The organism is Nitrospira sp. (genome assembly GCA_029194665.1).
Lineage (GTDB): Bacteria > Nitrospirota > Nitrospiria > Nitrospirales > Nitrospiraceae > Nitrospira_D.
Genome location: JARFXO010000002.1, coordinates 565,046 through 591,067, shown reverse-complemented (window position 1 = coordinate 591,067; position 26,022 = coordinate 565,046). Strand labels below are relative to the sequence as shown.

The window sequence follows — 26,022 nt, the reverse complement described above, 5'->3', positions numbered from 1 at the left end:
TTGGTGATGAGCCTGAACGTTCTGCTGATCTGTATCCCTATCGCCCTCGCACTAGATTGGTATCAGGCGAGCCCGATTGCCGTCTTTTTGGTCTCCGCCCTGGCCATTATCCCGCTCGCCGGCCTCATGGGCCGTGCGACGGAGCAACTCTCGAACTATGTGGGAGCCACGATCGGTGGACTGTTGAGCGCCTCCCTCGGTAACGCGCCGGAGTTGATTATCGCCGGCTTCGCCCTCAAGGAAGGCTTGATCGATGTGGTCAAGGCCTCGATCACCGGGTCCATCCTGGGCAATACGCTGTTTTCGCTCGGCCTTTCGATGATCGTCGGTGGCTGGGGTCGGCAAGGTCAGCACTTCAACAGGACGGTGGCCGGCATGAGCGGAGGCCTCATGTTCGTGGCGTCGATAGGACTTCTGATTCCGGCGATGTTTCATTTCGCAAGCGGTCAGGAGCGCGCAGTAAGCCTGGAGATTTCGATCGTCCTCTTTGTCACCTACATCCTGAGTCTCGTGTTTACCCTCAAGACGCATCGGCAACTCATCCAGAAGGATCCTGAGACGTCCGGTGCGGAGGAGTCGCATGGAGCCTCGCACGAAGCCCATTGGAGCAAAGGGAAAGCCATCGGCGTGCTGGCCGCGGTCACCGTCGTGATCGCCGTCGTGAGCGAAATCCTCGTCGGAGCCATCGAGCCGGCCTCCGAATCGCTCGGATTCACCCCGATCTTCGCCGGGATCATTTTTCTCGCGCTGGTCGGTAACGCCGCGGAGGCGATGAATGCCGTGGGGTTCGCACGAAAGAACCAGATGGATTTATCCTTCGGTATTGCGGTCGGGGCCAGCACACAGGTGGCGTTGTTCGTGGCCCCGGTGCTCGTCTTCGTGGGTTATTTCCTGGGGCAGCCCATGGATCTTCACTTCACCTTCTTCGAGATCATCGCGATCGTGCTCGCCGTCGCCGTCGTCAGTCGGCTGACGTCAGACGGAGAATGTCACTGGATGGAGGGCGTGATGCTGATGGCTGTCTACGTGATGTTCGCGATCGGGTTCTTCTTTCTTCCCGTGCGATGAAACGAAAGGGCTACAGCAGCAGCGCAAGGAGAAGGGCTCCGCCCGCGAGCCATCCAAGATAGGAACTCCTCTGCTCCAGGGACTCGATACGGTGCATCAGGTCGGCGGTCTGAGGGGTCGTCGGAGGTTCGATTGATCGTGGCATGTCGGCATGCTCCAGTGTAGGCTGGATCGACTGTGCGGGCGGCTTTGTCTTCCGCTCAGCGGGTTGGGAGCGACTTGTGCGGGACGATGGCTCCAAGGAACGTTCGGCGTCGGGGATCAGGCTGTCCAGTGGGTTGGCTCGGATCGTCTTTCGCTTTGCCATCAGACCTCTCCTGGTTCCAGTGATCGGTTCTTTCGCCTGGACTTACGCATGCTCTTGTCGGATCACTTCCGTCGCAAGCCTCCGGTAGTCTTCGGCTCCATTGCAAGCTGAATCGTATCGTGTGATCGGTTGGCCGAACGAAGGACATTCGGCCAGGCGTACATTCTCCCGGATCAGCGTGTTGTATACAAGCGGTCCAAAACGACCTCTGAGTTGCTCGACTACCTCCTGAGCATGGCGGGTTCTCAAATCGACCCGGCAAGCGACAATGCCCGCCATAGTAATCTCGGAATTGAGACGCTCTTTGACCTGCTCGAGGGTTTCCAAGATACGGGCCAGTCCACCCAGAGCCATGACATGGCTCTCCACCGGCACCAACAGTTCCCGCGCCGCGGTCAGCGCATTGACAGTGAGGAATCCCAGCGCCGGAGGGCAATCAATCAGAATATACTGCCAGGACCCTTTGAGCGCGCCGAGCCGTTGCCGTAGAATCGCTTCGGCACCCACTTCGCCGGCAAGCGCTTTTTCCGCCCCGATCAGCCAGGAGGAAGAGGGGATGATATCGACGCCGTCGGCCGACGTGGGCTGAACCAGTTCGGCCAGCGGTGAGCGGTTCGTCAGAACGTCCAAGAGCCCCCGTCCGCCGTCTTTCACGCCGAGCCAGCTCGACGCGGAGGCCTGCGGATCGAGATCCAGGACGAGCACGCGCCGCCCCTGCTCTGCCAATGCGGCCGCCAGATTGACTGTCGTGGTCGTCTTTCCACTTCCGCCCTTCTGGTTGATGATGGCAATGAGGCGCATCAGGCTTCGCGAGATTCACGACATGCTCGGCGCCTCGATGGAGTGAGGCGAGCGGATTGTATCTAATCTGGTCTAGAGAGACAATCAAGAATCGGTCATTATGTGAGAAAAGCGTTCTCGTACGGAATTTACACTTGACTGCTCCAAGCCGAATGGCCTATAGATCTCGACGGTCATTCTACGAAACTATAGGGCCGTCAGGACCATTCAACTAAGGCAGATCACCTCATACACAGGGAGGGAGCCGTGGAAGCTATTATCGGCGGCATCGTCGGAGTGGTAATCGGTGTGGCAGGCTGCAATCTGGTGACCGGAGTTGCGTCCGGCACAGGCAGGGTGTTGCGCGGGGTGGCCAAAGAAGCGATCAAGGGAGGGATCGTGATCCAGGAGGCCGCCTCCGACTTGTTCTCTGGAACTGGTGGGTATTTTAGCGATCTTGTAACCGAAGCCAAGAACGAATTGGCAGCGCCTGCAGCCGGGGAAACGGTCCCAACTAAGGTGTCGTAGGGTGGATACAATAAATCGGGTGTCTCTCTGCAAGAGGCGGCACCACATTCGTTATCAGCCTAACAAGTTCTCTCTCTAGTGTAGTGACGCATAAGTTCCTTAACCTTCCGTTCGTGGTGAGCCTGTCGAACCATGAACGGAACCATTTGAAAACACTCGCCCTTCGACGAGCTCAGGGCGAACGGTCAATGTCAACGTATTAATGAAACACTACACTAGCCTCTGATCGGAATCCTTTTCAGATCAGAATGGGCGAGAGTTCCTACTAAGGAGGGCAGCCGTGGAACGCATTGTGTCAGGGATCGGAGCGATTTTCCGTCCCATCGCGAAGGAATTGATCAAGGGTGGGATCGTCCTGGCTGATGCAGTCTCCGAATTGGCTTCTGAGACAGGCGAACAGTTCAAGGATCTGCTCGCCGAGGCCAAGGCTGATTTGGAGAAGTCCAAGAGCCAGCAGCAAGGGAGCGGTACCTCAGAGGACCAGAATAATGACAGCACCCCCAAGACCTGACCGGACCATCGGAGAAGTCCCCGCACAGACCCGTTGATCCAGAATGCGGAAACGCGACGGCCGACCGCTTTCCGAGGAGAGTCTCGTTACCTATGGAAGACAACACGACGATTGAGAAGTCTGACATCAAGGCTCGCAAACGGCGCGCATCGAGCTCTGAGCCGGACAAGAAACCGCGCGTTCGTGCGAAGATCAATGGCACCGCACAGGGCAAGCCCCCCTCGATCGGCACGCTCGACGGTGGTGAAGAGGCAGTAACGCACAGGGCTGCCGAGAGTCCCGCTCCTGAAGCGAGTCTTCTCTGGTTCCCCATCAACGGGGCTGATCGAGAGGCGCTCGCCACACTGATCCCCCAACAGAGTCCGCAGACACAGGACCTTTCCACTCCCATCGAGGTTGCGCCATCTCAAGTCAGGGGGGAACCTCTCAAATCGGGTCCGACGTTGGGCGAGACCAGCGTGGTCCATGCGATCCCCGGGCGCGCACGGTTACGGGTTCCCGCGTTAAAACACTCGCCCGGCCTCGCTGAGGGACTCCACCGGCTGCTCCTCGATCAACCAGGCGTGAGTGACGTCCAGGTCAACGATTGGTGCTTCAGTGTCACGGTCACGTGCGATCCTTGTAGCTGGACAGCCGACAAGCTGTGCTCCTGGCTACAGCCGCTGACGGGGCAGGAGGTGGTTGCATATAGATCCGTCAAGGAACAGCCGGATTTACCGGAGGCCACGTCCTCCGATGAAGCAGGAGATGAACTGTGGTACTCAAGCGCCGGCATTGGTGTGGCGTTGCTTGTGGAGCCGCTCGCGGCGCCGCTGATTCCCCTCTTGCTGCTCATCAGCGCCCTGCCGATGCTCAAGCGGGCCCATCGCTCACTGTCAGATGACGGCAAGCTGAACGTCGATGTGCTCGATGCCTCCGCGACCTCGCTGCTCGTCGTGCAAGGGAATTTCCCGATGGCGATCTTCATGGTCTGGCTGATCAACGTCGCGGATTGGATCCGCGACCTCACCATGATGCGATCGAAGAAGGCGATCGAGGAAATCCTCGGGTACCAGCATATCGAGGCGTGGGTGGTTCGGGATGGGCAGAAAGTGCGCGTCAACGTGGCGGAGGTTCAAGTCGGCGAGACCGTGGTCGTCTATCCTGGCGAACGCATCGCCGTGGATGGCACTGTCCTCAGCGGCAAAGCGTTGGTGGACCAGGCCTCGCTTACCGGCGAATCAATCCCAGTGGAGAAGGAGGAAGGTGGTCAGGTCTATGCCGCGACCGTCGTGCGCGAAGGCAAGCTCTATGTTCGGGCCGAGCGGATCGGAAGCGAAACTGAGGCGGCTCAGATTCTGCGCCTCGTGGAGGCCGCCCCGGCTCGAGAAACCAAGATCCAGAATTACGCCGTCAAATGGGCAAATGATCTCGTGCCCTACAGTTTTGCCGGCGGCGCCTTCGCCAGCCTTGTCATGGCCGGTGGCCTGCAGGGTGCAGCGGCGGTCCTCATCATCGATTATGGGACCGGCATCCGAATTGCGGCTCCGACAACCGTGCTGTCTGCCATGACGAAGGCGATCCGAAACGGGATCTTGATTAAAGGCGGGCGTCACCTCGAAAGCCTCGCAGAGGTGAATGCCGTCGTGTTCGACAAAACGGGCACCTTGACGACGGGACATCCTGATGTCCTGGATGTAGTCCCGGTCAACAGCAGCACAACGGATGAGGTTCTCTCGCTTGCGGCAGCAGCAGAACTGCGGCTCTCGCATCCGGTCTCGGATGCCATCGTTCGGGCAGCCCAGGCCAGGGGACTCGCGATTCCTGAAAGAACTGCATCGGAGTACAGCTTGGGTCTCGGCGTCGAAGCAATCGTGGACGACTCGGTGATTCTCGTCGGAAGTCCCAGATTCATGACGCTCCGTGAGGTGGATTTGTCGCCGGACGTCCAAGGTCACATCTCGCGGATGCAGCAACGGGCCATTTCACCGCTCTGCGTGGCGCGAGATGGAGTGGTCATCGGCTTGCTTTCCATCTCCGACCCGCTACGTCCTGAGGCGCGCGACGTCATTGAGGCATTGAGGGGCCGAGGGATGAAACGGATCGTGATGCTCACCGGCGATCATCGGGACGTCGCGACAAGGATCGCGGCGGAACTTGGGATCACAGAGTTCGTCGCCGAAGTCTTTCCTGGAGATAAATCAGAGGCGGTTCAAAAACTGCAGCAGGAAGGGTTCAAGGTCGCGGTCGTTGGTGACGGCATCAACGATTCGCCCATGCTGGCCTATGCCGATGTCGGCATCGCGGTCGAGGGGGGGACGGAAGCGGCCAGAGAGACGGCGCCGGTAGTCCTCTTGCATGGAGGGCTGTGGAAGGTTCCCCTCGCCATCGATATCGGCCGCGAGACAGTGGACTTGATCAAGCAAAACTGGAAGATCATCTCAATTCCCAACACGATTGCGCTGGGGTTAGCCTGCGTCGGCCTGCTTGGGCCTATCGGAGCCACCTTGCTCAGCAATGGATCAGCCATCGCCGCCACGATGAACGGTCTGCGTCCGATCATGGAAGAGAAGCCGGTCAGGATTATTTCTCCATCACCCGTACAGACCGCGCTGCTCTCTGCGCCGGAACGACCGGTCACAACCGGTTCATGAGTTCTCCATGCCGAAGCAGGGAAGACATCGGCCGTTCCCGCTGCCCTTGATTCTGGGATAGAGGCACATTATGTCGGAAGCACTGCACGAGCCGTTCGGCAACATCCACATCGTCCATTCGATTCCGGGGCGCGTCCGGTTCCGGGTTCCGATGCTCAAGACCCGTCCCAACATGGCACGCGGGTTGGAAGCGGTCCTGTCTGCCAGGCCGGGAATCATCAAGACGAGCGCCACCGAGCGATGTCAGAGCTTGACGGTGGCGTTCGAACCAGAGACGTGGACCGCTGAATTGCTGCGTCATGTACTGAATGATGAGACTTGTAGAGAGATGGAAATGTGGGCAGCTTCAGCGCCCGCAATCGAGTCCTCCGACCCAGCTTCAACGACGTGGCTTCAGCCTTGGCGATTTATGCAAAGCATCGAGGGTACTGACCGGGCGAGAGAGCCGGTCAAGTCCGTGTATTGGACGCTGGGATATTACAGTATGATCATAGGTGCCATTCTGGTGCCTGTGCCCTTGCTTCCTGGCATCCCGTTCCTCCTTTTTTCAAGCTACTGTTTCGGCAAGGCCACAATCTGGAAGGAGAAACAAGAGGCTGGAGCTGGAAAACCGGTTTCCAAGACAGGTGAGTAGACCTTCTCTGAGCCTCCGGCACGATGCCTTGGGTTGGAGTTTCTCCTGACTCTCATCCGTACCGTACCCGTGACATCGTCTCTCGCCGCTTCTGTAGGGTCTAGTCCAGAAAACCTGCTACCCGCTCTTGCATTGGGCCGGAAAGTGATTGTCAGTCCCATTATGAAATCACTGCACCTGTACTTGAAACGGACCTACGAACCTGACCGGCTCTGTACGATGGCGGACGGCGTGTACGCGATTGCCATCACGCTCCTCGTGCTGGACCTCAAGGCTCCAGAGGTTCCCGGAACCACCAACCCCGAATTGATCGCGGATCTCCTGACACAAGTACCCAACTTTTCCGCCTATGTCATAGGCTTTATCGTGATCGCCTACTTCTGGATCAATCATCACCGGTTTTTCAAGGCGGTGACCACATGTGATGAACGGGCTCTGCGGTTAAACCTGACCCATCTGCTCTTCATCTCACTCACCCCCTACGCAGCTTCCTTGATCGGCCATTACGAGGGAGAGCGTATCGCCACGATTGTATTTTCCTCGAATCTCGGCCTAGCCTTCTTGTCGCTGGCCCTGCTGGGAAAGTACCTCATGCAGAATGAACAATGGCACGCGAGAGATGGGGACGGCATCTGGATTAAGACCTCCTGGTGGACAACCTATGCCGGTCCTGGACTTGCGCTGGTCAGCATCGCCGTTTCGTTTATCAACATCCACGTCGCGCTCCTGGTCTGGCTCCTTGTACCGCTGAGAGACTGGGTCCTTCTGCGCAGGGGATTTCCTCACCCGCCGCAAGCGGGCAACCTCTGATTCTCTGACAGATCCGTTCCTGCCCGCTATCCACCCCAAGGTGATTGGAAGCCGACTTCTTTCCCTGCAGCTGTCGCACCCTCGCCGTTCTCTCTTCGCTAACAGCGGCCGCTGTACCTGCGATGGCTGATTTCGATGCCTTTACAGGCTGCTTTTATTTCAGATACCATGGCCTCTTCAACATCTGAGTATAGGGAGGTCCACCATGGAGGAGAGCGCAACCGAGACGATGGAATCCGAGGCGGCGTCTTGGACTGACTCTATTGCTGCGAGCAGTAAGAGTCTGTTCACCACCATCGAAGATGGTGCGAACGCGGCAGGCCGGGCAACGTGGCAGTTCTTGCACGATGTCCCGGGGCACGGCACGGTGCTCGGCTTCGGCGTAGGGCTTGGCGCAGCGATGGTCATTGGGGTCGCTGAGTTGGCGACGGCTTGCTTCACCGCGTACGTCAGTTACCGAATGTTCGCGTATGGCGAATCGTTGAGCCAGGCGGTTGAGAATGCCATCAAATTTGAGGGAGGCCGACTCGAAAAGGAAGAACGAGATAAGCCGATCCTGGACTAACGTGCAGAGCCTCACGCCCTCTCGATGGCCGCAACCCGCAGGGTGGCGTTCAGGTCGTTGCCGACAGTGCCCCTGCTTATCGGAATCGAGCGCCGGTTGGAGAGTTCGGTTCGCGGCGACAACGGGAATCAGAAGAAGAGCCTCATGGACACAAACACATAGTCGGTATTTTTATCATTTGGTGCGCCTGCCACGCCTTGGTTCACCAGATTGGAATAGTAGCTTCCTTTCATCAGATACAGCCATCCTCCTTCGAGCAGCAGATTCTGGCCGACGGTCCAGGCCAGGCGCAGGTTAAGTTCCGACCCCACATACTTGCCGGCCTGTCCAGTCGGATCTTGTAGATCAGATCCGACGAATTCGTCCTTGGATTGGGCGAGCCACCAAAAGCGTTGCTTGAAGATGACCTGGACGTCCTTCAGCGGTTCCACGGACAGGGTATAGCCGGGAGAATTGATATTTGCCCGCTTGAACAGAGACCAAATGCCCGTGTACGTGAACGGGAAATTTTGCGTGCCGAAGAGCGGATTAAAGCGACCGTTTGAATTGTCGTTGGGATCGCTATCGCCGCTGGCGTAGTCGTATTTGAAACGGATCGACGGTGTCCAGGGAACAGCGAACGTATAGCCCACCTCCGCATGCTGAAAATACGCGAATGTGGTCAAGGGGGGGCTTCCAGGGTTGAGAGCCGATCGGCCGAACTGATAGGCGGATTCGATTTCGTAATCGAAGGTCGCCTTGGCCGCAGGTTTGAAGAGGCGAAAGCCCGGGGTGTAGAGGTCCTCCAGCTGGCCTTGGGTGCTTTGATCTTGATTGACGCCGGTGATGCCCTGTGCCTGCTCGTTCTGCGCTATGTAAAAGATGTACAGTTCGGTATGGAGCCAGGGTATGCGTTGGTCCAGATACGACATGCCGCTGAACAGCGTGTTGGAAGGGACAGTGTCCGGCGACGTCTGATGATTCTGTACCGGGAGCATGGCGAACGCGCGGACTTCCCAATCTTTGCGCGCTCCCAACGTCCAGTGAGCACCCACGAATGATAAGGGGACATTGCTGTAGTTGCTCCTTGCGATGAGACGGCCCTTTCCAAAGACTTGAGTAAACTTGCCGATCTGCAGTTCGGTCGGCAGATTCGATCCAAGAAAATTGTCCGTTCCCACACTGCCATAGAGCTGTAGCAGATCGTTCTCGTTTTCCATCCGGTTGCTGACCGTGAGGCCGTAGTTGTAAAGCGGGCGGGCATCCAGAAACTCCAGATGAAATTTAAACGGCTTATAGCGTATGGCGACCTGAACCGCCGTACGTTCAGAAAACTGCGCAGCTCCCGTGGTTTCGTTCTTTTTGACCGGCTGGGAGTACGATTCGTAGCGCGCGCGAAAGTCGACGCCGAGATGAAGCCATTCGGGCACATGGAGTAGCTGGTCAAGGTTGAGCGGGGATTGCGGGATGATGAGTCGGTGATCGTCAGCGAAAATAATCTCCTGGAGGCGGTGCCCGAGCGGCCCGATACGCGGTTCACGATGGCGATCGGAGGGTTGTTCTCCCGTCGACGGCTCATCCGGCTGCGTGGATTTGGAGAGAGATGGCGGCGCGTCCGGCGTTTCACCGGCCCGGGCTGGTTGAATTCCGAGATGAATAGCAACGACCAGCAGAGCGCCGAGCGCGGCGACGTGTAATTCTTCACGTGTGATCAAGCCGGTCGTGCCTCGGAACAGGCGTGATCACTTCATCTTTGGCAGGGTCAACTGTTTCCCCTCTACGACGACATAGTCTGTCCCAGGCCAGACGAAGTGCCTGCCTTCAGGGACGTGAATCTGAATCCCGGTAAACAAGCCATAATCGCTTTGCACGGGATCCACGGTCAGCCGTATCATCCGCTCCAGTTCCTCGAGGATGACCGTGTAGGCGATCCTGGTCAAAGAGACCAAGTCTGGGACGTCACCGTATCGGAGCTTGCCCAACAGATGTCGTTTGAGCACGCTTTGCTCAAGGTCGTCCGGATCGACCGCCAACTGGAGAGACTTGCTCTCCAGCTCATGTTGAAAGGCCACCAAGGCGCCACAGGTATGGGAGGCATCCCGACGGCCTGGACGATGATAGACGCCGAATTCTCCCTGAGCATCGATCGCAATATGCGGCAGGGCGTAATAGACATATCGTTCACGACCGGCTTCGATCGGGGCATGGCGATGGGCGGCCAGGAATCCGGTCTTGCCCAGGGTGAGCATGCCCCCCAGACTTGAGAACATAAACACCTCTCCCCAGGTGTTCTCGATATCATCCACAAAGGGCATAGTGAGCTCATCGCGGCAGACACTCGCGAACGCGATGGTGTTATCTGTCCGAAATCCGTGTTGGTGCAGGGCTTCATAGGATCTGGAAATGAACCGGTCCTGTGGCACAGCCTCAGGAAACTCACGGAACAGCGCCGTTTGCCAACTCATCTTGCCTCCCGCTACAGACTGGATCCCAACCGGAGCTGCTCGCTCTCTGCTCTCGCGATCAAGAGGAGCCAGGCCGACTCGCCTGGTCTACATGTTTGGTCGAAAATCGTGAAGATAAGGTAGCAAAGCAGGTCGGGAAATGACAGCAAAAACCCCCTGTCACTTTTGCCGTTTCCAGAAGGAAGGAAGACATGGTATACCCAGCCCGCAACTGTCGCGGTGATGAACCTTCCCGATTGTCGAGGAGTCTCCTTCGGTTAGACACACAAGGATGGCGCGAGCAAGAAGCCATCGGCCAGGACACACATCGACCAGGGCGACCAAGTATGTGCCGGTGGTCGAGCGGGCGCCGGGGACGGAGGATTTTCTCGACGCGCCGCCGGAGTGACTCGTGGCGGGATCGGTTGTCTTCTCGCTGCCCGATCATCCATCTTTCGGGACAAGGATTGAAAGGAAAACTGATGGAACAGAATGATCACGGCTCGGGTTCCGTTGCCTCTGACTTCCCGATTTTCGGAGGCGGGCCGTTGTATCGCCTGCAGCAAAGGACACGTCTCGTGCGGGAGGACCGGCGCCGGATTGGGCTTGCCGCGTTCTATGTGACACTTGTTACATGGGCGCCCCTGGCGCTCCTTGCAGCGGCGCAGGGGTTGGTAATTGGGCCGACACGCCTCGAATCGTTCCTGATCGATTTTTCAGAGCACGCGCGGTTTCTTGTCACGGTGCCGGTCTTTCTGTACGCCGAGCTCATCTGTGGAACACAACTCCGGGAGATCGTGCGGCAGTTTGAGGATGCGGGTCTGGTGGTCGATGAAGCACGGGAACGGTTCAAGCGACTGGTTCAGGAGACCGTCAGGCTGAGCCACTCAAGTCGTGCGGAATTGGTGATCCTGGGGCTGGCCTTCCTCCACGGGCTGTTTGCCTTCCTCTACGTGCTCAACTATCCGGAACCAACCTGGCGGTTGGTCACACGAGCCGGCGGACCGGTCCCCTCCTACGCCGGGGCCTGGTACTTCCTGGTTGCGTTTCCCATCTACTCGTTCCTGCTCATGCGGTGGTTTTGGCGAATCGGGTTGTGGTGGCGATTCCTAGGACAAGTCTCGAAGCTGGAGCTGAACCTGTCTCCCGCCCATCGTGACGGAGCCGGCGGTTTGGGATTCCTCAGCGAGTCGCTGTCGGCATTCGCCGGTTTTGGGTTCGGCGTGATGGCGACTGCCGCCGGCGTGACGGCCGACTTTGTCGTCTACGGAGGCGATTCGCTGCTGAAGTATGAATGGGAAGTGGGTGGTCTCTTGGTGCTGCTCGTGTCGGCGATCGCCGGACCCTTGATGTTGTTCGCCCATCGACTGTACGAGGCCAAGGAATCGGCGTTGTTCCGATACGGCGCGCTGGCGTGCCGCCACATTCAGGAAGTCGATCGGAAATGGCTCGCGGGAAGACCGCTCACGGAAGACGTTGGAAGCGACTTCCGGGCCGTGGCGCACATGGGGAGCTCAGTCAACGCCGTGCGTCAGATGTCGATTGTTCCTCTGTACAAGGACGATCTGCTGAAACTGATCGTCGTCGCGTTGCTTCCGTTCCTGCCCCTGCTGGCCACCCTGGTGCCGATGGATGAGGTGCTCAAACTGATGCTGAAAATGGTGGTCTAGCAGGCTGCGGAAAAACCCTCCGTTCATCCTTCGAGAGCCTCAGGACGAACGGAGCGGTGATTGAATTTGCTGAGGTTGTTCGTTCGTTCTGTCGAAGCACACAAATCGAGTCTTTCAGCAGCCTGCTAAGCAGGGATTCCCGCTTTGCGGAGACCTGTCAAGTTTGACGGTGTTCTCGTCTAAGTCTGTGCTGTACAATGCGTCTCTGGCTGCTTGGACGTCACGCAATGGAAGAAACCGAGCATGGGCATGCGTACCATCATAAAGTCATCACGGTCATCATCTGAACACTCGGCAGCGATGATGAACCTGGGCTGAGCCATGACCGCTTATCAACCACTTGATCCGCACTTTCACCTGGAGGAAGCGCTATGAACAGTCTCAGTTCTCACGAGCAACAGCAACAGCAGATGAAGACACATCCCGGTTTCATTGCGGCACTTGATCAAAGCGGGGGCAGCACGCCCAACGCACTGCGTCTCTACGGAATCAAGGAAGGCGCCTGGTCCAACGAAGATGAGATGTTTGACATCGTGCACCGGATGCGCGCGCGCATCATGACCAGTCCCGGCTTTACCGGAGAACGGATCATTGCCGCCATTTTGTTCGAGAACACCATGGATAGGGAGATTGAAGGACGGCCTACTGCGGACTATCTCTGGAACGTGAAGCGAGTGGTCCCTTTTCTGAAAGTGGACAAGGGGCTTGCTCCTGAGCAGGACGGAGTCCAGTTGATGAAGTCGATGCCTGCACTTGCTGCACTGCTCGACAAAGCCAACACGAAAAAGATTTTCGGAACCAAGATGCGGTCGGTCATCAAAGCCGCGAATGGAGCCGGCATCAAGAATATCGTGAGCCAGCAGTTTGAGGTCGCCCGGAACATCCTCTCCGCAGGCTTGGTGCCGATCGTTGAGCCTGAAGTGGACATTCACTGTCGCGACAAGGCCGAGGCCGAAGCCTTGCTCAAAGAGGCGCTGTTGAAGGAGCTCAACGAATTGCCGGGGAGTCAGGTGGTCATGCTCAAGCTCACGCTTCCGGAGCAGGACGACTTCTATGTTGATTGTATCCGACATCCCAATGTCTTGAGGGTGGTGGCGCTATCGGGCGGGTATACGAGGGAACAAGCCAACGACCGTCTGCACAGGAATCACGGCCTGGTCGCGAGTTTTTCGCGGGCGCTGGTAGAAGGGCTGTCGGCCCAGCAATCCGATGCTGAATTCAACGCCATGTTGGATAAGTTCATTCAGAGCATCTTTGATGCGTCCAATACGTAACCCAAGAGGAGGAGGTTATCGCAACAGGGGGCGCAGGTGGGAATGATTTCACCCCGAGATTCCCCTCATTGAGGATAGTTCTGCAAGCCAACGCCGCCACGATACTCACCCAGGGTCGAACGGCGTCGTTCGGGCGGCTGCTGCTGTTCCTCTTCGGCGTCGTGGCGCTGGTGACCGGTTGCGCCCATTATCCGGTCAACGCGAAATTGGAGAAATACCAGCCGGCCAGAATCACCATGGGGCAGGCGTTGAACGCGCCGACCCGCGCCGACGACCTCTTGATGGTGGTGTCGTCAGTCCTGACTTTCAGCGACTCGTGCGGGACCTCGGAGGGAGCCTGCCGGGATTGAACTCCGAACCGGCCCGCTCACCGTCGCCCTCGTCCTAGTGTAGTGACGCATAAGTTCCTTAACCTTCCGTTCGTGGTGAGCCCTTCGATTGACTCAGGGCAGGCTTGTCGAACCCTGCGGTGAGCCATGTCGAACCGCATGAACGGAACCATTTGAAAACACTCGCCCTTCGACGAGCTCAGGGCGAACGGTCAATGTCAACGTATTAATGAAACACTACACTAGCCCGGTTGGGCCAGGGTTTCAACAGGCTGCGGAAAAACCTCCGTTCATCCTTCGATCAACTCAGGACAGGTCCTTCGAGAGCCTCAGGACGAACGGAGCGACCTTGAATATATGGGGTTTTCCGTTCGTGCTTGTCGAAGCACACAAATTGAGTTTTTCCGCAGCCTGCCAAAGATTGCGACCGGCTCCTGTATGGGTACCGTCTGGTCGAAGGAGGGGCGGAGCGGCCCCGGCAAGAGCCGGGGCCAACCGCCTTACTTGACCGCGTAGCCTTTGGCGTCCATGCAGACTTCGAACGCGCGCTGGTATCCGTCCACGCTCGCCTCGTACCGTTTCTCGGCCTGCTGCTGCGCTGCTTCCTGTTGTTTCTCTGCTTGGCGTCGTCTGTGAGCGCCGCCTGCTGCACCGACTCCGGCACCGATCGCCGCGCCTTTGCCTGGGTCTCCGGCAATCGCTCCGCCGATGGCGCCTACTGCGGCACCCTTTGCCGCGCCGGAGGCAGCTCCACCCTGAGGAGGCGGCGTACTCGCCTGCGCAACCGGTTTGGTCGGATCGAACCCCGTTTGTTCCTTGGCCCATTTGTAGCAGGAAAAGGTATCCTGCTCCTGTTGGTCCTTGCTTTGATTCTGCTTGGGATAGACAAAGACATCGGCTGCCATTGCAGGGGCAGCTCCTGCCATCAAGAAAGTCGCGGCCATCAGTACGGCGAACTGTTTACTCTTCATTGGAGCACCTCCTTGTGCGTGTACTCGGTTGCTTGCTACGTTCCAGCGTTTATTGCAAGCGAGGCTTATAGCCAACTCAGCAAGAGCCGGGGCCGGCCGACTATTTCACCGCGTAGCCCTTACCTTCCATGCAGACTCCGTAGGCGCGCTGATACCCTTCCACGCTCGCCTCATACTGTTTGGAGGCCTGCTGCTGAGCTGCTTCCTGTTGTTTCTCTGCTTGGTGTCGTCTATGGGGCCCGCCCTGGGGAGGCGGCGCACTCGCCTGCGCAGCCGGTTTGGTCGGATCGAACCCCGTTCGTTCCTTCGCCCATTTGTAACAGGAAAAGGTATCCTGCTCCTGTTGGTCCTTGCTTTGATTCTGCTTGGGATAGACAAGGACATCGGCTGCCATTGCAGGGATAGATCCGGCCATCAAGAAAGTCGCGGCCGTCAGTAGGACGATTTGTTTAGTCTTCATCGCAACACCTCCTTGTGCGTGTACTCGGTTTCTTGGGCGTTCCAGCATTTATTGCAACGGAGGCTTATAGCCAACTCGGCAAGGTCTGTCAATGAGGAACCGGACGTAGGGCGGTGATACGTTAGCTGCGCCGCTGCCGTTTTCCAGCCGTTTGACATACAGAGAGGCTCTCACCATCAGAAAATTGATGGTGACCGCGACCATGAGCATGAGGAAGGTCACGGCTCGCCTGCGGACTGGCCGGCCGGCTTCTTTGTCGCCTCGACCGAAGCCTGAAGATAGCGTTGCATGTCGTCCGGGGACCAACCCCCGCCCAACGCTTTGTAGAGCTGGACCACCGAGACCAACTGAGTGCGGTGAGTACGTGCCAACGCAAGTTGCGCGTCGAAGAGGCTCCGTTGGGCCGTCAGCACGTCGAGATAACTCGCCCGGCCTCCTCGATAGCGGAGATCGGCCAGGTCGAGCGCGGATCGTAACGAGGCGACCTGAGCTTCCTGCGATTTCCCCTGTTCGCGCGACTTTTGCGCGGCAATCAGGGCATCCTCGACCTCTCGGAACGCCGTCACGATGGTCTTTTCATACTGAAGCGACGCCTGTTTGGTCCGCGCTTCGGCGACCTTCACCTGATAGCCGAGCGCGGTCGCGTTGAGGAGCGGCCCGGTGACGGCGGCGGCGGCGTATTGGGTAAACGCAATGCCCGGCGAAATGGAACTCAGTTGGGGATTCGCGACCCCGAGCGCACCGGTCAGCGAAACTTGTGGAAACCGTGAAGCCTGTGCCACGCCGATGCCCGCCGTGGCTGCAACCAGGTCCTGTTCCGCTTGCAGAATGTCTGGTCGGCGCCGGAGCAGGTCTGACGGAAGTCCTGCCGGAATGTCGGGCGCCATCGTTTGCGCAGTGAGTGCATTCCCACGTGAAATCTGAGCTGGTTTGCGCCCCAGTAGAAGGCTGATCTGGTTTTCCTTCTGCACCGACTGCCGCTCTAGGTCTGCGAGCAGTGCAGCGGCATGGGCGAGCTCCGCTTCGAACCGATCCAGATCAAGCTTGGAAATGGCGCCCTGATCCAATTTGATGCGCGAGATTCTCACGGTCTCATCCCAGGCTTTGAGTGTCTGCCTGGTGATGTCCAGCTGCAGATCCAGTTGCCGCAAATCGAAATAGGCCTCAGCCACCGTGCCGATCAGGCCAAGGATCACCGCCCGCTGTGCTTCCTGGCGGGCCAGCAGTTGCGCTCTCGTCACTTCGATCGATCGCCTGATTTTCCCCCAGAGGTCCATTTCCCACTTGAGGCCGCCGTAGGCGCTCTCATTGGAGAGCGTCGTTCCGTTTTGACTGGGGAGAAACACCCCCCCGCCGCCGGGCATCGGAATACCGACGGAATTTCTCGCGGCATTGAACACGAAGGCCTGGCCTCCGTAGCCCACGGAGGGCGCGAGGTCGAACCGGGAGATGACGAGCTGAGCTTGAAATTCCTCGACCGAGGCGGCGGCCGTCCGCACATCTTGATTCTCCTCCAGAGCGGTGCGGATCAACCGCTGGAGTTCCTGGTCCTTCAACAGTTCCCACCAGGGCAGATTCGCGATGGACTCCGAAGTCGTGGTGGTCATGCGCCAAACATCGGCGCTGGGCGTCTCCGGGCGGGTGTAATCCGGTCCCATTTTGCAGCCGGGCAACGTCAACGCGAGGCTGGCGAGAAACGCAAGGCTCGCGCGAAAGGCGAGACGGGCGGGAAATGCGCAAGGCGCGAGAAAAGCAAAGAAATCTACAGGGGAAGCTGCCTTGTGTGACCTGTCGCGCCTTTCTCGCACGTCTCGCTCTTCTCGCGGTGGTTTCATCTCAATGCCCTCCTTCCAGAGACGCAGGTGTTGGAAGCTGCCCCGGTTCGAGCACCGGCGTCCGGCGCCGGCCGTCACCGGTAGAGTTCGGCGCCTCGGGCGATGAACCTCCTGGCGCGCGATGGTCACCCCCACCGGAAAGTCTTTCGACGACATAGAAGGTGACAGGAATTAAAAAGATCGCGATCAGGCTGGCAGTCAGCATGCCGCCGAAAACGACAAGACCAAGAAGTACCCGCCCGTGCGCACCGGCTCCGGTGGCGAGCACGAGCGGCACCACACCGAGAATGAACGCAAACGCGGTCATCAAAATGGGACGCAGCCGTACCTTGGCTGCGGCCAGCGCTGCATCGGCCAACGGTTTTCCTCCCTCCTGCTCGACCTTTGCAAATTCCACGATGAGGATCGCGTTCTTGGCGGCCAGGCCGATCAGCATCACCAGGCCGATCTGGGTGAACACGTCATTCTCGCTCGCCTGAGGGGCCGCCAGTTTGAGGAGCCATAACGCGCCGAAGGCACCCAAGACGGCGATCGGGGTGCCGAGGAGCACACTGAAGGGCAGGGCCCAGCTCTCGTATTGCGCGGCGAGAATCAAGAACACAAAGAACAGAGAGAACCCGAAAATGACGCCGGCCGGCACGCCTTCCGCCGCAACCTTCTCCTGGAACGACATCCCCATGTAATCAAACCCCATGCCGGACGGCATCGATCCGGCAAAAACCTCCTCCAATGCCTTCATCACCTGGCCGCTGCTATAGCCGGTCGCCGCGCCCACCAGCAACTGCGCGGAACGGTATTCGTTGAACCGAATCGTGAACTCCGGACCGTGAAACTTCTCCATCGTTACGAGCGTGGACAGAGGCACCATGTCGCCGTCGGCATTGCGGACATAGAATTGGCCGACCTGCTCCGCTTGCGTGCGGTACTCTCCTTCCGCCTGAACATACACCTGCCAGACGCGACCGAACCGGTTGAAGAAATTCACCATCACCCCGCCCATGAATGTTTGAAGCGTCTGGTACACGTCGGAGAGGTTGACCCCCTGTTTGAGCACCTTATCGCGATCCACTCTGGCAAACACCTGAGGCACATCCGGGATAAGTGTGGTGTCGATGCGGGCAATCTCGGGACGTTTCCTGGCCGCCTCCATGAATTTCTGGGTATTGTCCGCCAGGAAGGCAATATCTCTTCCGGCGCGGTCTTCCAAGACGAATGTGACACCGCCGGAGGTGCCGACACCAGGGATCGCAGGAGGTGGAAAGAGGAACGCTTTGGCTTCAGGGAGCTCAGCCAGTCGCTTGTTGACGTTCTGGAATATCGACGGCAGCTGCTCCTCTGGCTTCTTGCGCTCTCCCCAAGGCTCGAACGTGACGAAGAAGAAGGCGTTGTAGGTGGTGCTGACCGTGCTCAACAGACTGAAGCCGGCAATGGTCGTCGCATATCTGACACCGGGGGTGTCTTTGAGGATGGCCTCGATTTGTTTACAGACCCGATCGGTTCGCTGGAGCGACGAGGCCTCGGGAAGCTGGACGTTCAAGTACACATACCCCTGGTCCTCCATCGGGAGGAAGCCGGTCGGCAATTGCGTGCCCATCCAACCGGAAACACCGGTGATCGCAACAAGGAGCAGCATCGAAAAACCGGCCTTACGAATGAGCCCACCGCAGACAGTCACGTAGCCGTCGGTGGCGCGTCCGAACCATCGGTTGAACCAGCCGAAGAAACGACCGAGCGGCCCCCTTGCCGGTTTCTTCGGTCGAAGCAGCAGGGCGGAGAGAGCGGGGCTGAGAGTGAGTGCGTTGAACGCCGAGATGATGACGGAGAGGGCGATGGTGACGGCGAACTGTTGATACAACCGTCCCGTGATACCGGGAATAAAGGCGGTGGGGACGAAGACCGCCGCCAAGATCAGTGCAATGGCCACCACCGGCCCCGAGACCTGCTCCATCGCCTTGAGACTGGCCTCTTTCGGCGAAAGGCCGTGCTCGATGTGGTGCTCAACCGCCTCGACGACCACGATGGCGTCGTCGACGACCAGTCCGATGGCCAGCACGAGGCCGAGCAGCGACAGTGTGTTGATCGAAAAGCCGAGTAATGGGAAAAGCATGAACGTGCCGATCAGCGACACCGGAACTGCGAGGAGCGGAATGAGAGTGGCCCGCCAGCCCTGGAGGAAGATGTAGACGACGATGATCACCAGAACCAGCGCCTCGAAGAGCGTGTGGACGATTTCGTTGATGCCTTCCCGCACGGCCTGCGTCGTATCGAGCGAGGTCACATAGTCGAGGTCGCCGGGAAAGCGGGACTTCATCTCCTCCATTAATCTTGTCGCGGCGTCCATGGTCTGGATCGCATTGGATCCTGGAAGTTGGTAGATCGCAATGATCGCCGAGGGCTTCCCGTTCATCCGACCGATGATGTTGTACATCTGCGCGCCGAGTTCGGCCCTGGCCACGTCTTTCAATCGAACCATCGAGCCGTCCTGGTTGGCCCGGATCACAATGTTCCCGAATTCTTCTTCAGTCTCCAGGCGACCCTGAGAGCGCACGCTGTAGGTAAACTCCTGTCCCTGCGGCACCGGTTCGGCGCCGATCTGGCCGGTTGGGTTGACGGTGTTCTGGGCCTTAATCGCATTCGTGATTTCTGTTACCGTGATCCCGAGTTTGGCCAGTTGATCCGGTCGCACCCAGAACCGCATCGCGTATTGACCTGCTCCGAAGACCGTCACCTGACCGATGCCGGGCACACGGGTCATGGGATCATTGATGTTCACGTAGGCATAGTTGGCCAGGAAGACTTCGTTGTAGGTGCCGTTCGGAGAGTACAACGAGAACAGCGCGAGGGGACTGGTCGTGGATTTCTTGATCGTGACCCCGAAGTTCCGCACTTCCTGAGGCAGCTGGGATTCAGCCTGCGTATAGCGCATTTGCGCCAGGATTTGATCGTCGTTCGGCCTGGTATTGATGTCGAAATCCACCCGGAGCGTCATTTGTCCGTTGTTCGCATTCACCGAGTACATATAGATCATGTTGTCCACCCCACTCACCATCTGTTCGATGGGGGTGGCCACCGACTTTTCGAGGGTGACGGCATCCGCGCCGACGTAGGTGGCTGCCAGTTGGATTTCCGGGGGAGCGATGTTGGGAAACAGAGCAATCGGGAGCTGAACCATCGCGACGATGCCCAGGATCACCATGATGATCGAGATCACCATCGCGACGATCGGGCGGTTGATGAAGAATTTGGCCATAGAGGTGAAGGAATAGAGTCAGAGAGTGTCGCGGAACGGCATCAGGGTGGTCCGGGAATCATGCTGCCTTCTCCAGCGCTTCCTGGAACGGTTTGGGGTTGACTGTGATACCGGCTCTCACCTTTTGTAACCCTTCAACGATGACTCGTTCACCAGCCTGCAACCCCTCTTCGATAACCCAGAGGTTTCCCGTTCGCTCCGCCACCCTGACGGGACGGATCTCGACTTTGTTCTCCGGGCCCAGCACTGCCAACTGGTAGCGGCCCTGCAACTCGGTGATGGCGCGTTGCGGGACCAGAAGGGCACCCTTCTTCGTATTTGTCACGGCCCGAATGCGGGCAAAGAAACCGGGGCGCAGAATGTTGCCTGGGTTCGGGAACATCGCTGCGACACGGATTGTCCCGGTCTTCACGTCCACCTGGCGGTCGGCCAGCAGAAAACTGCCTCGGTGGGGGTAAACCGAACCGTCGCTGAGGATCATTTCAAGCTTATCGTCTCGCTTCCTGTTCGGGTCCTTGTAGGCCGCTTGCACTTTCTCGGCGGCCTTGAGGTATTCCTGTTCACTGACCGGGAAGTACACGCGGATCGGATTGACGGTCGAGATCGATGTGAGAGGACCGGTGTTCTGGCCGACCAGGTCTCCGATCTGGGCTTTCGCAATCCCTGTGATGCCGTCGATCGGGGCTTCAATTCTCGTGAAGGTGAGGTTTAACCGCGCCTGTTCGACCGAGGCCCTGGCCGAGGCCAGTGAGCCTTTGGCCGCGGCGTTCATCTGGATCGAATCCTCCAGATCCTTCTGGCTGATCGCTTTGGCCAAGGCGAGAGGTGTGTCGCGCTTTACGTCCAATTCGGTTTTGACGAGACGGGCTTCCGCCTTACTGAGCTCACCCTTGGCTTCCGCGAGCGCTGCTTGAAAGGGGCGGGGATCGATTTCGAACAGGAGGTCGCCTTTCCTCACGAAGGAACCTTCGTCGAAAGTGCGCTTGATGAGATAGCCGGTGACTCTCGCTTGTATTGTGGCGTTGACGAAGCCATCGGTGGTGCCCACCCACTCCGCATGAATAGGCAGGTCTCGCTGAAGCACCTCTGCAACCTGAACTTCCGGTACCGCTTCCGATGCCGTCGAACCAGCCTCATTCTTGCAGCCGGCTGGCACCAGTATGATGGCCAGTCCGAACAGCATGGACAGAAACCTCTGGGAAATCTCCTTCACAGTTCCCAACTATGACTCCTCGGTGAAAATGGGACAACGTTCGGGGGCACAGTATAGACGTGTAGAATGGGAAGAAGAAAGAGCGCATCTCAGCTCGTACGAAAGCAGAGGCGGGCTGTGCCTTGAAAGTTTGTTTGCCTCAGAGTACAGTCCGGCCTGCTGCCCCTTGAAACCCACGGGGAGTGTGGCCGATGTTGATCGCGTTCCGCCGATCCTGCCGCAAGCGAACGGCTCCGATCCGTTGATGAATCAGCCGCCGGACAGAATCATCAGTGAGGACAACCGTTCGATGAGCGTCCCTGCACGCGGTCCACTCAGATCCATTACGGTGCTGGGCATCTTCCTGTTGTCGATGGGGATAGGTCCGGTGGCAGCCCTTGGCGAAGTCACTGCCGACAACCCTTCCAAGGAAACCCCCTCGAATTCAGGCGACGAGACCCCTGCCGTTGAAGGCGAACCGGAGGAGCCGGCGTCAACCCCAGGGAAAGAACCGAGACGTCGGCTGTTGAAGCGAATCGGGCCCCAGCCCGTGACGCAGGAGGAACGGGAGGAGGCCGAGCGGCTCCGACAAGTCGCCGCGAAATACGGAACGGATCCCACGGCGATCGTCGGCCGGGTGCAACTGACCAGCCAATACCTCGATCTGCCACAGGGCTCGCATGGGACCGTGACAACGGCGCGCGTCGATGTTCCATTTCGCGGCAACTGGTTGATGCGCGTCGACGCGCCGTTTCTGAAATGGAGCGACCCAGATCGCCCCGGCATAACCAGCGAGCAAGGGGTCAGTGATCTGGCCGTGACCGCCGGATGGCGCGCCTATAACACGCCGGAATATGCCTTGCTCGTCGGTGTGGTGACGACCATGCCGACCGCCGCCGAACCAGGCTTGGGGCTCGGCAAGTATACGGTCGGCCCCACCATTGCCACGGCCCGGTTTGTTCCCCGATGGGACTCGTTCCTGATCGGCTTGCTGCAATATCAAACATCCGTCGGTGGAGATCCATCCCGACGGGATCTCTCTCGGTTCAATGCGGCCATCCAAGTGAATTCCTTCTGGGCCCAGCGCTGGTGGACCGTGGTGCAGGCGGTCTGGAACGTCGACTTCGAGCGAAGCGGGAAGAGCGCCATGACGATGGAGTTCGAGGGCGGTCGGAATCTGGTCGGCCGGTTGGGCGCGTACGTCCGTCCTGGAGTGGGGATCTGGGGGCGGGATGTCGCCGGGGCCTACGATTGGAACATCGAAGTAGGCATTCGCTACATGTTCCCGAGTTTCTGACGGGAGATCGAGACGCAACTCACAGATGCTCGTAAAAATCACCATCGTCGTCTTTGTTGTGTCGAGCATGGTCTCGATCGGCCTCGGCGTACGGAGCGCCGAGATCATCGCCCCGCTCCGGCGTCCTCGGTGGGTTCTCCGTGCCCTGATTGCCAACTTCGTACTGGCGCCTGTCGTGGTCTTGACGATGGCAGCGGTGCTGCCGCTGGACCCTGGGTATGAGCTGGGGTTGCTTCTGCTGGCGTTTGCCGCCGGTTCGCCTCTCTTGCCCAAGCTCGCCGAAGCGGGCCGTAGCGACGTGGCAAGCGCGACCGCTCTGATGGTCTTGTTGATGGCGGCCAGCGTCGTGGTCATGCCGGTGGCGCTGCCGTTGGTCGCCACGGGGCTACAGATACAGGCGTGGCGCATCGCAATGCCGCTGGTCCTGCTGATGCTCGCGCCGCTTTTGCTCGGCATGGTCTGGCAGCGTGTGGCACCTCAGACCGGCGCCACGCTGCTGCCCTGGATCAGCAAGACGTCCAATATCGCCTTCATCGCGGTGGTACTGCTCGTCTGCGGCACGAACTTCACCGCGCTGGCCGGGGTTGTCGGAAGCGGTGCGATCGGCTCGGCGATCCTGTTTGTGGTGCTGCTGTCCGCCGGCGCGTGGGTGCTTGCTGAGCCTGATCCGGCTGGGCGCCGCCTGTTGGGCTATGCGACCGGCGGCCGCAATATCGGTGCGGCGCTTGTCACGGCTGGGGCGAGCGCCGTCGATCCCAAGGCGGTCGTCATGCTGATCGTGACTGGCATGGCCGGGCTGGTCCTGCTGCTGACCGCAGCCGTCCGGGCCCGCCGCATAGAGAGCGCAAGCTCCCTCCAGCCGCAGCGGAGGGCTTCCCGTGAGCTGTGACCATTCGGTCGTCCGGGGGTGGCTGATTTCGCCGGCGTTGTCATGACCGCTAAGCTGTCGGCTCTCGCCGATGGACCGGAAGTCCAGTGGTAGGGGAGATGAGAGAGGTTACTTGAGAGCTTCGGCGCCGCCGACGATGTCCATGAGCTCCTTCGTGATCGCCGCCTGCCTGGTCTTGTTGTAGTAGACCGTGAGTTTCTTGATGAGTTCGCCGGCGTTCCGCGTGGCGCCGTCCATCGCTGTCATGCGGGCACCCTGTTCGGCGGCGGACGATTCCAGTAACATCCGGTAAAACTGCACGTGCAGGTGACGATGCAGGAGTTGTTCGAGTAATTCGTCCTCGCTCGGTTCGTACAGGTAGCCCCCCGCCAGTGACTCAGTCGTCTGAGCAGCGTCTTTCATATCGGCAATCTCCACGACCCAGTCGATTGGAAGGAGACGCTCCACGACTACCCGTTGCTGGATGGCGGACTTGAACTCGTTATAGATCGCGTAGGCCGCATCGATTCGACCTGCCACATAATCGTCGATGGCCTGGAGCTCCGATCCCATCAGCATGCCGTGCTCGAACGTCAGTTTGTCGAAGATGTCTACCATCTCCCGACGCACCTTCCAGCCACGCCTTCGAAAAAAGTCACGGCCTTTGCGGCCCACCACCGCCACCTCGACCTGCGCGCCTCCGGCCTCGAATTCTTTCAAGGCGGCGGCTGCCGTACGGAGGATGTTCGCATTGAACGCGCCGCACAGTCCCCGGTCGCTCGTGACGACTGCGACCACGATGCGGTTTCCCTCGCGTCTCCGGAGCAAGGGATGCGCTTCACGATTGACGCGCCGGCTGAGGTTACGGATCGCATCCCGCATCTTGAAGGCGTAGGGGCGAGCGGACAGAATGCGGTCCTGCGTGCGTTTCAGCTTCGCCGCCGCGACCATTTTCATCGCTTTCGTGATCTTCTGGGTTTTTTTAACAGAGTCGATCTTCCGCCTGACGGATTGAAGGCTGGGCATGTCGTCTATACCTGGCGTTTGTTGATTAAAGTGAAGTCGTTATCGCGATTCTGTGTCAATGGGAAGCAGAAGCTACCATCAGCAGTCGAGGCGCGTCAAGTTTGTACGTGAGTCTATCGATGCGAAAACATCTGCCGTTGCAAAGCTGGGGAGCGCTGGATATATTGAATTTTCTTAAGTTCTCTCGCGTCAATTCACCAAAGACAAAGGTGTTCTGGCAGCAGATGAATCGCGCTGCGGCAGTTGAAAATCTAGCGACGCTGGATACCGGTAGCAGCAAGCGCAGGCATGGCGGATGGGCATGATGATTAATGTGTCGAGACTCCTGCTGTGAGCGGGCAGTGGTGACATGCAGGTAATGGTGCTCAACAGCGGCAGTTCGTCGATCAAATTCCGCCTGATGGAAGTGGTCGAAGAGCTGAGCGGAGGCCTGACGACTGAGGCGGCCTTGCTCCAGGGTGCGGTGAAGGGGATCGGGGGCGCCGCAAGCTTTGAGCTCATGAGCCAGGCTGTCGGCCGTTCGACCACGATGTTGGAAATCCGGGACCATGCTCATGCATTGCATGTTCTGCTCGATCAACTGACCGGCTCTCTGAACAAGATAGAAGCGGTCGGGCATCGGGTCGTGCACGGAGGGGATCAGTATGTCCAGTCCACATTGATTACCACGCAGGTGGAGGCAGGAATCGATGCGCTGTCGGAGTTGGCGCCGCTCCACAATCCCTCGTGTCTCGCAGGGATTCGTGGAGCCAGAACGGCTTTCGGTCCGGCGCTGCCGATGGTAGCCGTGTTCGATACGGCTTTTCACCGGACCATGCCCGAAGTCGCCAAGCGGTATGCGCTTCCTGTTGAGTTGGTCGAGCGGCACCGGATCCGCCGGTACGGTTTCCACGGGATCGCACATGCCTCGCTTGCGGACGGATATGCAGCCTACACAGGGAATTCATTGGAGGAGATGCGTCTGATCACGTTTCAGTTGGGAAATGGTTGCTCCGTCACAGCGATCGCACAAGGCCGGTCGGTCGAAACCTCGATGGGGTTCACCCCGCTGGAGGGGTTGGTGATGGGGACACGCTCGGGCGATGTGGATGCCTCCATTGTCGGCTACCTGTCCGATCGGGAGAAAGCTGAAGTAGCTGAAGTTGAGCGGTGGCTCAATGAGCGGTCCGGTCTTCTAGGACTTTCAGGTCGGTCCAACGACATGCGGGAGCTGCTCCGCTCGGCCGACCAGGGGCAGGACAAACGGGCGGAGTTCGCCATTGACCTATTCTGTTATCGAGCACGGAAGTATCTCGGCGCCTACCTTGCCGTGTTAGGCGGCGCAGATGCCGTCGTCTTCGGGGGCGGCATCGGGGAAAACGCGCCGGAGATTCGTGAGAGAATTTGCCGGAACATGGAATGGTGCGGCCTGGAACTCAGCCGCGATCTCAATCGAGCGACGGTCGGACTCGCTCCTGGTCGCGCAGCAAGGATCAGCGCGGATGGATCGCGGGTGGCGGCTTACGTCGTCGCGGCGGATGAAGAAACATGGATTGCCAGGGAGACGGTTCGGTGTGTGCGAAGCCTAGATTCATGAGTCAAGAACGTCGAC

General features: G+C 58.8%; 24 protein-coding genes. 14 read left to right on the top strand and 10 right to left on the bottom strand.

Features of this window, described 5'->3' with window-relative positions; translation table 11 throughout:
- The first annotated feature begins 6 nt into the window (after positions 1-6).
- Entirely contained in the window at positions 7-1,068 is a 1,062-nt protein-coding gene (gene cax, locus P0119_08365; protein ID MDF0666072.1) for a calcium/proton exchanger, read from the top strand.
- Between the two features lie 10 nt (positions 1,069-1,078).
- Here the strand turns inward: cax and P0119_08360 are convergent, their stop codons facing one another.
- Positions 1,079-1,375, bottom strand: coding sequence for a hypothetical protein (locus P0119_08360; protein ID MDF0666071.1), 297 nt, complete (start codon positions 1,373-1,375; stop codon positions 1,079-1,081).
- A 42-nt stretch (positions 1,376-1,417) separates the two neighbouring features.
- Complete coding sequence (locus tag P0119_08355; protein ID MDF0666070.1) at positions 1,418-2,176, bottom strand: ParA family protein; 759 nt, start codon at positions 2,174-2,176, stop codon at positions 1,418-1,420.
- A 246-nt stretch (positions 2,177-2,422) separates the two neighbouring features.
- Between P0119_08355 and P0119_08350 the strand changes: the two genes are divergently transcribed.
- The 6 genes from P0119_08350 (at position 2,423) to P0119_08325 (ending at position 7,836) form a co-directional block, all read left to right on the top strand.
- Positions 2,423-2,683, top strand: a complete 261-nt coding sequence (locus tag P0119_08350; protein ID MDF0666069.1) for a hypothetical protein — start codon at positions 2,423-2,425, stop codon at positions 2,681-2,683.
- Positions 2,684-2,963: 280 nt separating this feature from the next.
- On the top strand, positions 2,964-3,194 hold the full coding sequence (locus P0119_08345) for a DUF5132 domain-containing protein (protein MDF0666068.1): 231 nt from the start codon (positions 2,964-2,966) through the stop codon (positions 3,192-3,194).
- Positions 3,195-3,286: 92 nt separating this feature from the next.
- Complete coding sequence (locus tag P0119_08340; protein ID MDF0666067.1) at positions 3,287-5,827, top strand: heavy metal translocating P-type ATPase; 2,541 nt, start codon at positions 3,287-3,289, stop codon at positions 5,825-5,827.
- A gap of 70 nt (positions 5,828-5,897) precedes the next feature.
- Positions 5,898-6,461, top strand: coding sequence for a hypothetical protein (locus P0119_08335; GenBank protein ID MDF0666066.1), 564 nt, complete (start codon positions 5,898-5,900; stop codon positions 6,459-6,461).
- A 162-nt stretch (positions 6,462-6,623) separates the two neighbouring features.
- The gene (locus tag P0119_08330) at positions 6,624-7,271 is read left to right on the top strand and encodes a TMEM175 family protein (protein ID MDF0666065.1); all 648 of its coding nucleotides are present in this window, start codon (positions 6,624-6,626) and stop codon (positions 7,269-7,271) included.
- Between the two features lie 205 nt (positions 7,272-7,476).
- Entirely contained in the window at positions 7,477-7,836 is a 360-nt protein-coding gene (locus P0119_08325) for a hypothetical protein (GenBank protein MDF0666064.1), read from the top strand.
- A 128-nt stretch (positions 7,837-7,964) separates the two neighbouring features.
- On the opposite strand, the gene P0119_08320 is transcribed toward P0119_08325, so the two are convergent.
- Positions 7,965-9,530, bottom strand: coding sequence for an alginate export family protein (locus tag P0119_08320; GenBank protein MDF0666063.1), 1,566 nt, complete (start codon positions 9,528-9,530; stop codon positions 7,965-7,967).
- A gap of 27 nt (positions 9,531-9,557) precedes the next feature.
- Positions 9,558-10,280 carry a hypothetical protein gene (locus P0119_08315; GenBank protein MDF0666062.1) on the bottom strand — a complete coding sequence of 241 codons (723 nt, stop codon included), beginning with the start codon at positions 10,278-10,280 and terminating at the stop codon, positions 9,558-9,560.
- A 461-nt stretch (positions 10,281-10,741) separates the two neighbouring features.
- Between P0119_08315 and P0119_08310 the strand changes: the two genes are divergently transcribed.
- The 3 genes from P0119_08310 (at position 10,742) to P0119_08300 (ending at position 13,553) form a co-directional block, all read left to right on the top strand.
- Entirely contained in the window at positions 10,742-11,929 is a 1,188-nt protein-coding gene (locus P0119_08310) for a hypothetical protein (protein ID MDF0666061.1), read from the top strand.
- A 371-nt stretch (positions 11,930-12,300) separates the two neighbouring features.
- On the top strand, positions 12,301-13,203 hold the full coding sequence (locus P0119_08305; protein MDF0666060.1) for a fructose bisphosphate aldolase: 903 nt from the start codon (positions 12,301-12,303) through the stop codon (positions 13,201-13,203).
- A 68-nt stretch (positions 13,204-13,271) separates the two neighbouring features.
- Positions 13,272-13,553, top strand: coding sequence for a hypothetical protein (locus P0119_08300; GenBank protein MDF0666059.1), 282 nt, complete (start codon positions 13,272-13,274; stop codon positions 13,551-13,553).
- 479 nt (positions 13,554-14,032) lie between these two features.
- Here P0119_08300 and P0119_08295 read toward each other — a convergent pair whose 3' ends face one another.
- From P0119_08295 to P0119_08275, 5 genes are all read right to left on the bottom strand, one after another.
- Complete coding sequence (locus P0119_08295; GenBank protein MDF0666058.1) at positions 14,033-14,503, bottom strand: glycine zipper domain-containing protein; 471 nt, start codon at positions 14,501-14,503, stop codon at positions 14,033-14,035.
- Between the two features lie 100 nt (positions 14,504-14,603).
- Entirely contained in the window at positions 14,604-14,963 is a 360-nt protein-coding gene (locus P0119_08290) for a hypothetical protein (GenBank protein ID MDF0666057.1), read from the bottom strand.
- A 218-nt stretch (positions 14,964-15,181) separates the two neighbouring features.
- A complete protein-coding gene (locus P0119_08285) occupies positions 15,182-16,798 on the bottom strand; it encodes an efflux transporter outer membrane subunit (protein ID MDF0666056.1) in 1,617 nt (538 codons plus the stop codon).
- A 1-nt stretch (position 16,799) separates the two neighbouring features.
- Positions 16,800-20,048 (bottom strand): multidrug efflux RND transporter permease subunit, encoded by a 3,249-nt coding sequence (locus P0119_08280; GenBank protein MDF0666055.1) that lies wholly within the window; start codon positions 20,046-20,048, stop codon positions 16,800-16,802.
- Between the two features lie 58 nt (positions 20,049-20,106).
- Positions 20,107-21,261, bottom strand: coding sequence for an efflux RND transporter periplasmic adaptor subunit (locus tag P0119_08275; protein ID MDF0666054.1), 1,155 nt, complete (start codon positions 21,259-21,261; stop codon positions 20,107-20,109).
- A gap of 184 nt (positions 21,262-21,445) precedes the next feature.
- Between P0119_08275 and P0119_08270 the strand changes: the two genes are divergently transcribed.
- Complete coding sequence (locus tag P0119_08270; GenBank protein MDF0666053.1) at positions 21,446-22,537, top strand: hypothetical protein; 1,092 nt, start codon at positions 21,446-21,448, stop codon at positions 22,535-22,537.
- Between the two features lie 25 nt (positions 22,538-22,562).
- The gene (locus tag P0119_08265) at positions 22,563-23,426 is read left to right on the top strand and encodes a hypothetical protein (GenBank protein MDF0666052.1); all 864 of its coding nucleotides are present in this window, start codon (positions 22,563-22,565) and stop codon (positions 23,424-23,426) included.
- A gap of 108 nt (positions 23,427-23,534) precedes the next feature.
- On the opposite strand, the gene atpG is transcribed toward P0119_08265, so the two are convergent.
- The gene (atpG, locus tag P0119_08260; protein MDF0666051.1) at positions 23,535-24,431 is read right to left on the bottom strand and encodes an ATP synthase F1 subunit gamma; all 897 of its coding nucleotides are present in this window, start codon (positions 24,429-24,431) and stop codon (positions 23,535-23,537) included.
- A 119-nt stretch (positions 24,432-24,550) separates the two neighbouring features.
- On the opposite strand from atpG, the gene P0119_08255 reads away from it, so the two are divergent.
- Both P0119_08255 and P0119_08250 read left to right on the top strand, forming a co-directional pair.
- Positions 24,551-24,736 (top strand): hypothetical protein, encoded by a 186-nt coding sequence (locus P0119_08255; protein MDF0666050.1) that lies wholly within the window; start codon positions 24,551-24,553, stop codon positions 24,734-24,736.
- Between the two features lie 44 nt (positions 24,737-24,780).
- Entirely contained in the window at positions 24,781-26,007 is a 1,227-nt protein-coding gene (locus tag P0119_08250) for an acetate kinase (protein ID MDF0666049.1), read from the top strand.
- The last annotated feature ends 15 nt before the right edge of the window (positions 26,008-26,022 follow it).